The sequence below is a fragment of the uncultured Capnocytophaga sp. genome, assembly GCF_937936315.1.
GTDB lineage: Bacteria > Bacteroidota > Bacteroidia > Flavobacteriales > Flavobacteriaceae > Capnocytophaga.
Map to the genome: position 1 here is coordinate 128,297 of NZ_CALGWU010000041.1, position 6,641 is coordinate 134,937.

Here is a 6,641-nt window from a genome sequence, read left to right on the forward strand (position 1 = left end):
GATTATAATTTTACTTTTACATTAAATCCAATACTTTGCAAGCTTGGTTGCATAAAGTAATCGTTACCTTGTCCATAAGTAGCAGTAGAGGGGGTTAGCTCGGGGTCAAAAGGAGCTTTGTTGTAGATCATCCAGAGGTTGTTACCTATGACAGAAAGGGTAAGTTCGTCGATTTTTTTCTTAAACCACTTAGCGGGGAAAGAGTAACTTACGGCTAATTCTTGCAATCGGACGTTGGTAGCGTCGTAAGTGTAATAACCAGCCATTTCGTTTTTACCTGTAGCTACTAATTCATAGTATTTTTTAGCGTCGTATTTACCTTGTCCTGGGAGGGTAACACCACCATTGTCACGAGCTATAGCAGAAGCTTTGGAGACGCCAAATCGGTCTAGGATTGCTTGAGTTGAAGAAGTTACTATACCTCCGAATCGGCCACTGATGAGGAAGCTCAAGCCGAAACCTTTGTAAGCGAAAGAGTTATTCCATCCTAAGAGGAAGTCGGGGGTTGTTTTACCTAAGAACACAGGTTCTTGGTTTTCTAAGGTTAGGTCACCACTTTCAGGGATATTGATATAGCCTTGATTATCTTTTTTCAAGAATTTAGAAGCATAGACATCGCTAATACTACCTCCTACTTTTAGGATAGTTCTACCGTTATCTTTGCTTACTTCATCTATATTGAAAGGTTGTGCGATAAAAGGATGTTTGTAATCTTTAACCATTTTTTTAATGGTGTTTTTATTACGTGTATAGGATAGAGAGCTAGCTACATCAACGCCTCTTATTTGGTTGCGATAGCCTAGGCTTAGTTCTATACCATTATTTTGCACATCTCCAGCTTGTAGGTATATGTATTTATATCCAGTAGATTCGGGCAGGTTAGCGATAAAAGTTTGGTTATAGGTATTAGAGCGGTACCAGGTAGATTCGATATTAAAGTGTTTGAAGATTCTCAAGCTAAGGCCTAATTCATAAGATTTGGTACGTTCGGCTTTGAAATCGGCATAAGGGTATATCTCTTCAGGTTTGATAACCCCACCTACGATTCTTTGTGTAATAGTACCAGGGGTACGTCCAGACCAAGCGATAGGGGAAGCTACTTCAGTATAAGAGCTTCTGACTTTGAAATAATTCAAGAAATCAGGCATTTCACCCATTTCGGAAATCACAGCAGAAAAACCGATAGAGGGGTAGAAATAAGATTCTTCGGCTGAATTTACCAAGCGGGAATCCCATTCGTTACGTCCAGAAAGGGTGAGGTATGCACAGCGTTTGAAGCCAATTTCGGCATTTCCGAAGGCGGCCACATTTCTACGGCGGGCGTCGCCGTATTTTTCGGATATTTTACCTTCGGAAGGTGTGATATTTTGGATAGCGAATAGGTTAGGCACTAGTTGCAAGTTACCTCCGTAACCTCGTTCAATAGCGTCGAAATCGGAATAGCTAGCACCTAAGTTGAACATCAAGCTCCAATCGTCAAACAATTGTTTGTTGATAGTAGCGATCACATCGGAATAGAATTGGTGATCTTTGTAGTTAGCATATTCATAAGCTCCATTAGGTTTAGCAAAGATATCATTAGAAGAAGCGTAGATTTTTCGTTCGAAATTCACGAAAGATTTATCCATACGAGCACGAGCAGCAATATTAGCCCAAGAGGTAATTTTATAAGTAACACCTGTATTGAACATAAATCGGTCTTTGTTGTTAGCGGCTAAGTTGCGATAGGCAGTCCAATAAGGGTTTTGAGGGGCAAAAGTATTTTCGCTGATAGGCCAATATTGCACGGGGAAGTTTCGGGTAGTATCATAACGTTCAAAAGTTTTGATTTTTCCAAAATCCTCGCCACGTGGATACAAATAGGCTGCTACGATAGGGTTCCAATACTCACCTTGAGAGACCATATTCATATCTTTTTGTTTGATATAAGCAGCTCCAAAGTCTAATTGCAATTTATCTTCGAATAGAGAAGTAGTATTGCGTACATTGAAGTTGTAACGATGGTAACTATTGTTAGGCACCACTCCATTGTTGTTAGTACTTGCAGCAGAGAAGAAAGTTTGATTAGTTTTGTTACCTGTTGTAAGGGTGAGTGAGTTGATAAAGTTAGTACCTGTTTCGAAGAAATCTTTTGCGGGGTCGTAGCTACTAGAGGAAACTAATTTACTACCCCAGCTACTGTATTGTCCATTTCGGTTTCCGTAAGTATTTTGGAATTCAGGTAAGATAAAAGGTTTACTAAACTCGGTAGTAGAAGATAGGGAAATTTGCATTTTTCCTTCTTTACCTTTTTTTGTATTGATAAGGATTACGCCATTAGCGGCATTACTACCATAGAGGGCTGCAGCGGAAGGGCCGCTAAGCACGGAGATGCTTTCAATATCTTCGGGGTTGAAGTCGGCGATACCTTCACTACCGACACGTCCTTCACCTTTGATACCACTATTATCGCCACCAGCTTGGGTATTGAAGAGAGGAATTCCATCTATAACATATAGCACGTTGTTACTACCTTCTATAGATTTTTCGCCACGCATAATCACACGGGTAGCGCCTCCTGGTCCAGAAGCGCTTTTATTGATGGTGATCCCTGCAACTTTACCATTGAGACTATTGACGAAGTTAGGGGCTTTCACCTTAGTAAGTTCTTCTGATTTCACTTGTTGTACGTTGTAACTCAACGCTTTTTCTTCGCGTTTGATACCCAAAGCTGTTACCACAACCTCTGAGAGTTGTTGAGTTTCCTCTTTGAGGACTACATTCATATTCAGTGTTTTGCCAGCTCCTATTACTTTTTTGTCTTGAGCGACATATCCCACTGAACTAAATTCGATGGTTTCACCTTCTTTAGCGTGAAGGGTAAATTTTCCATCAAAATCGGTAGAAACGCCACGTGTAGTGCCTTTAACCACCACACTTACCCCAATAAGAGGGGTTTTGCTTTCATCGGTAACTACACCAGTTACCGTTTTATCTTGTGCATAAAGTCCTCCCAAAAGTAAAAAAAAGACAATAAACACAAGACGTAAGTTAGGGTAATTCATAAAATAAATGTTAAAAATTGACAGTGCAAAAGTATAATTTTATCTTAAACGAAACAAGAAAAAAGTATATATTTTCCATAAATGATAGAAAAAAACTACATTTATTAGCTATAGTAGAAAAAAGAATTATAATAATTACTATTACATAACACAAAAACCTTTAAATAAAAAATAAATTAGAACTCTTTTCTTTTTAACACAGAAAATACATCAAAAATATACGTTTTAACATGTTATCACATAAAAATCGGATATTTTTATATGATTATTATATTTTTTTCATTAAAAAAAAACAAGGTTAAAGATTTTTTTCCAGAAAAGAGTATTTTTTAAGAAGAAAATTGGAGAGTTTTTTAGCCAAGTAACAAGTTTTCTAGGTTTCTTAGGAATTGAACACAAGCCACAATGGTTACCCTAAAGACGACAGTCATATTGGTTAAATTAATTCAGTTATTTTGATCTAATTTTTTTTTACTATTTGTCTATTTGCTAAATATTATTACCTTTGCTCCTAAATTCTACAAGCTAACTACTAAAAAATCATCTAATTTATGAAAAGAACATTCAACTTCAAAAAAGGAATTTTCATTCTCCTTGTAGTGGCTGCCACAATGGCAAGTTGCTCTAAAGATAACGACAACCCCTCCACCAAAGTACCTCAAGGCGCTTACGGTGTATTCATAGGGTTCGCAGAAATCACTTCCGATAATTATCAAAACATCACCTCGGCTAATTTTCCTGACCTGAAAAGTGGCAAAGTGAGTTATGATCCTATCCATAGGATTCTCACCCTCGATGGAGCAACCATTGAAGCCACAGAAAACGAATTATGCGCTATTGCTCAGCCAAGAGGCACTACTGCCACTCTTACTATTGTATTGCGCAACAACAATATAGTAAGAGCTAAAGAAGAAGCTACGATTGCTACCGATGGAGCTAGTTTACGTATCACTGGAGATGGATCTATAAAAATTGAAAATGATAATTATCTGCACGCTAGTATTTTCTCAAGAAAACAGATAACTATAGACGGAGGTTGTTCTATTATAGCGAACACTCATATAAGAGCTGTAAACACCCTTAACATCAACAAATCTAATATACAGATAATACAAAATCAGGGAGATTATGCCTTGTTGGGAGGTGAAGGGGTTATCCTTTCCAATTGCGAAATAGTCTCTCCCATAGGGGCTATTACACAAAAATATAATGGATATTACAGCGTTGTAAAAGATAGCAGAAGATGTGCAGAAGTAAAGATAGTAAAAAATAGCTTTTAAGGCTTAGCAAAACCCTATATACTTTATGTTTAAATTTAAACAATTTAGTGTAAAACAGGCGCAAAGTGCAATGAAAATAGGCACTGATAGCGTACTTCTCGGCGCGTGGACTCCTCTTGAGCAACCTCAAAGTATTTTGGATATTGGGGCTGGTACGGGTTTACTCGCCCTAATGCTCGCCCAACGCTCTGATGCAATGACTATTGATGCTATGGAAATTGATGAAAGTGCTTATATAGAATGCACTGAAAATTTTGAAGCAAGTCCGTGGGGCGACCGACTTTTTTGTTACCATGCCTCATTTGAAGAGTTTTTTACTGAAATGGACGAAAGCTACGACTTGATCATCTCTAATCCTCCCTTTTATTCCACCGACTACAAAACCCCAGAAAAAGCGCGTAATACCGCCCGTTTTAGCGACGCTCTTCCTTCTAAACAACTCTTAGAAGGAGTAAGCCGCTTATTAGCCGTTGAGGGGTATTTTAGCGTAATTCTTCCATATAGTGAAAGTGAAACGTTTATCACTTTGGCAGCTACATTTGGACTCTTTCCTCAAAAAATCACTCACACACGAGGCAATGAAAAGAGCGAACTCAAACGCAGCATGATGCTCTTCGCCCGCAAGCCTCTACCCTCCTACCCTATTCACATCTTTACCATTGAAAAAGAACGAGGAGTATATACTGATGAATACAAAGAACTTACAAAAGAGTTCTATTTGAAGTAAAAAGTGAAGAATGAAAAGTGAAAAAGGCTATTCAGCATCCTGCTGAATAGCCTTTTTTGTGTTTTATCCTTAGGGTTATTTCTTGAGATATAACCAACCTACTAAAGATTCTTTGTTGTTATTACTATCGTAATATTCAATTACATAATAATACGTACCTTGAGCGAGTTTTTCGGCTTGTTCGATAGTTACACGTCCGTTAGAGATACCTCTAAACACGCGGGTAACGTTGTCATAACCTTCTGTCTCAAAGACTTTCACGCCCCAACGGTTGTAGATACGTACCACATTGTTAGGATAACGCTCGATTCCTCCGATATGGAAATGATCGTTTTTGCCATCACCATCTACCGACATACCATTGTAAGGCACTATTTTGTTCACTACGTTGATAGTAACAGTAGCTGATGCACAACCATCGGTGTTGCAAATTTCATATACAAAGGTATCTATGCCTTCAAATCCTGTGTTAGGACGATATTCGATAGATCCGTCGAGGTTTACAACTACTGTACCATTGGCAGGATTTGTTACCACATTAGGAGTAGTTGCTCCGTTAGGGGTATCGTTACCCAATACATTCACCACTACTGGGGTGTTGATAGCGGTTGTAGAACGATCGTCTACTGCTATTGGCAATACTGGGGTAGTGCTTGTAGTCGTACCACTTATCGTTACTACGATGCTTGCTGTGCTGCATACCGTAGGACTTGCTACTGCGCATATCGTGTAGCTTATCGTATGGATGCCTGCAGGGGTATTTGGAGCTACTGCAATAGTTCCGTTAGGATTCAAAGTGAAGCCCGTAGGGGTTGCTGTATTCCAAGTAAGGGTTACAGAACTGATACTTGGGTTTGGCACACCATTCAACTTATCATTAGTCAATACGCTTGGCGTGGTTCCACCTGCTGTGCTAGTGATAGTGGTCACTCCATCGTTCACTGCTTCAATAGTGGTTGGTGTTGCAATAGTTGTTGTTCCACTTATTGTTACTACGATGCTCGCTGTGCTGCATACCGTAGGACTTGCTACTGCACAAATCGTGTAGCTTATCGTATGGATGCCTGCAGGGGTATTTGGAGCTACTGCAATAGTTCCGTTAGGATTCAAAGTGAAGCCCGTAGGGGTTGCTGTATTCCAAGTAAGGGTTACAGAACTGATACTTGGGTTTGGCACACCATTCAACTTATCATTAGTCAATACGCTTGGCGTGGTTCCACCTGCTGTGCTAGTGATAGTGGTCACTCCATCGTTCACTGCTTCAATAGTGGTTGGTGTTGCAATAGTTGTTGTTCCACTTATTGTTACTACGATGCTCGCTGTGCTGCATACCGTAGGACTTGCTACTGCACAAATCGTGTAGCTTATCGTATGGATGCCTGCAGGGGTATTTGGAGCTACTGCAATAGTTCCGTTAGGATTCAAAGTGAAGCCCGTAGGGGTTGCTGTATTCCAAGTAAGGGTTACAGAACTGATACTTGGGTTTGGCACACCATTCAACTTATCATTAGTCAATACGCTTGGCGTGGTTCCACCTGCTGTGCTAGTGATAGTGGTCACTCCATCGTTCACTGCTTCAATAGTGGTTGG

Annotated in this window: 4 protein-coding genes; 2 read left to right on the forward strand and 2 right to left on the reverse strand. The window is 39.5% G+C overall.

Features of this window, described 5'->3' with window-relative positions; all coding sequences use genetic code 11:
• Positions 1–2: 2 nt before the first annotated feature.
• Positions 3–3,044, reverse strand: a complete 3,042-nt coding sequence (locus Q0162_RS08330; RefSeq protein ID WP_297890895.1) for a SusC/RagA family TonB-linked outer membrane protein — start codon at positions 3,042–3,044, stop codon at positions 3–5.
• Between the two features lie 551 nt (positions 3,045–3,595).
• Between Q0162_RS08330 and Q0162_RS08335 the strand changes: the two genes are divergently transcribed.
• On the forward strand, positions 3,596–4,324 hold the full coding sequence (locus Q0162_RS08335; protein WP_297890896.1) for a hypothetical protein: 729 nt from the start codon (positions 3,596–3,598) through the stop codon (positions 4,322–4,324).
• Positions 4,325–4,349: 25 nt separating this feature from the next.
• Positions 4,350–5,051, forward strand: a complete 702-nt coding sequence (locus tag Q0162_RS08340) for a methyltransferase (RefSeq protein WP_297890897.1) — start codon at positions 4,350–4,352, stop codon at positions 5,049–5,051.
• Positions 5,052–5,126: 75 nt separating this feature from the next.
• Here the strand turns inward: Q0162_RS08340 and Q0162_RS08345 are convergent.
• Positions 5,127–6,641, reverse strand: a 1,515-nt coding sequence (locus Q0162_RS08345; protein WP_297890898.1) for a gliding motility-associated C-terminal domain-containing protein, incomplete at its 5' end; no start/stop codon positions are given.